The 2,285-nt window shown below is 40.0% G+C and carries 2 protein-coding genes; both read left to right on the forward strand.

From position 1 onward, the window contains the following. Nucleotides 1-538: 538 nt before the first annotated feature. Nucleotides 539-1,441, forward strand: coding sequence for a group II intron reverse transcriptase/maturase (gene ltrA / locus Wcon_RS10585; protein ID WP_237350154.1), 903 nt, complete (start codon nucleotides 539-541; stop codon nucleotides 1,439-1,441). 16 nt (nucleotides 1,442-1,457) lie between these two features. Beyond that, on the forward strand, nucleotides 1,458-2,285 hold an 828-nt coding region (locus tag Wcon_RS10590; RefSeq protein WP_114516781.1), incomplete at its 3' end, for an IS256 family transposase.

Raw genomic sequence — 2,285 nt, forward strand, 5'->3', positions numbered from 1 at the left:
GTGTGCCGTAGTGATGCAAGGAATGGTCAGAAAAGAGCAAACTGAGTACTTAAGCTACGCAATAGATGAGGGTGGGCCCCTCGGAGCCGATTTACAAGAGCAGGCTTCAAACAACCATAAGCTGCTTTGGTAAAGAGCCAAGGTAGTGAGCGTTATGGAAAAGGCGCAGTTATGTGTCATGTGTGAAATAGAGAGATGAACGAAAGTGAACCACTGATAAAGTGTCGAAACCATAACTGATGACGTCAAAACCAGGGGCTTATAACTCAACTGGGATAAATCTACCGGGAGCTTGTTTACGGGGTAGGAGGCGTCCGGCATAAAGGTGGCATGAATCTATTTTAGGCTATTGTGTAGAACTACGGGAACCTGTCGTTTCGATGATAAGGGAGAAATTCAAGGAGCTAAACTCTAAGGATGAGAGTACCAATGCGGAAAACAGGGGCGCGTAGTAGTGAAGAAGTTTCTGTAATGGAAATGGAGCGAAGGAGTTGAGTTATTCAGTTTTAATTATGTATCAACCGAAAGGGAGGAGTTAATGAATAAAACAAAGTCTTTTGATATACCAAAGCAACTTATTTGGAGGGCTTATAAACAAGTATCGAAAAATAAAGGTGCGGCTGGTGTGGATGAGGTATCGATAACAAGGTTTGAAGAGAACCTGAAGGATAATCTGTACAAACTATGGAATCGGATGTCATCAGGAAGTTATTTTCCAGAGCCTGTAAAAGCTGTAGCAATACCGAAAGATACGGGAGGGGGACAAAGAATTTTAGGTGTTCCTTCAGTATTCGACAGGATAGGGCAAACGGCCGCTTCTATGTATCTTGAGCCGCTAGTAGAACCAAAATTCCATGAAGATTCATATGGTTATAGACCGAATAAATCAGCACTGGATGCGGTAGATACGGCAAGGAAAAGATGCTGGAGGTATGATTGGACGATAGATCTAGATATATCCGGGTTTTTCGACAATTTGGATCACGAGTTGGCATTGCAAGCTATCAAGAAGCATACAAATTGCAAATGGGTCATACTATACGTTGAAAGGTGGATAAAATCCCCTATAAAACTTGCAGATGGCAGTAAGGTAGTTAGGGATAAAGGAGTTCCGCAAGGAGGTTCAGTTAGCCCAATCATCTCTAATATATTCATGCATCATGTGTTTGATATATGGATGAAAAAGAACTACCCGACGGTACCATTTGAGAGATATGTGGATGATGCGATAGTGCACTGCAGAACAGAGAAACAGGCAGAATTTGTGAAAGTAATGATCGAAGAAAGATTGGCTGAGTATAAGTTGAAATTACATCCTGAAAAGACACAGATAGTGTACTGTAAGGATGACAATAGGAGAGATGAATTTCCTAAACAAAGTTTTGATTGGGAATGTTCAAAAAAGTGTGTCAAACCGAAAAAAAGTAATAAATTGATATAAAAATGGAGGTTTGACAATGAGTCAAAAAGTAGTAAACAGAACTAACGGATTGGTAGATTATAAAGAGTTGGAAACAAATATCCTGTCGTCTATACGAGAAGGAAGACCGTTGACAGGAAAGGAGGGAGCATTAACACCATTTATAAAAAAGCTGCTGGAGGCGAGTCTAGAAGGTGAAATAGAAAACCATTTATTAGCTGAAAGTGAAGAAAATAATCGCAGAAATGGGAGGAATGGAAAGACTTTACGTACAAGTGCAGGTTCATTTGAGCTGTTAACGCCAAGAGATAGAGAAGGAAGTTTTGAGCCGCAAATAGTCAAAAAAAGGCAAACAAGCTTACATCCAGAGCTTGAAACGAAGATTTTGAGCACATTTGCCAGTGGTATGAGCTATAGAGATATAGCGTCACACGTTGAGGAAATTTATGATCACAAAATATCGGTAGCAGAGATATCAAGTATTACCGACAAATTACTGCCTATAATCAATGAATGGCGTAGTCGTCCACTGCAATCAGTATACCCGATAGTATTTATGGATGGGATGTTCTTTAAGGTCAAGGAGGATGGACATTGCGTAAGTAAATGTATGTACAATATATTGGGCATAGACCAAAATGGCAGAAAAGAAGTCCTGGGCTTTTATTTGGCTGAAAGTGAAGGAGCTAACTTTTGGTTGGAAGTGCTAAATAACCTCAAAGAAAGAGGAGTAGAAGATATTCTGATTGCATGTGTAGATGGGCTAAAAAGCTTTCCTGCAGCCATCAACAGTGTATTTCCCAGTGCAGAAGTGCAGCTATGTATAGTACACCAAATAAGAAATTCTCTGAAATATGTATCCAGT

Source organism: Wolbachia endosymbiont of Cylisticus convexus, from assembly GCF_003344345.1.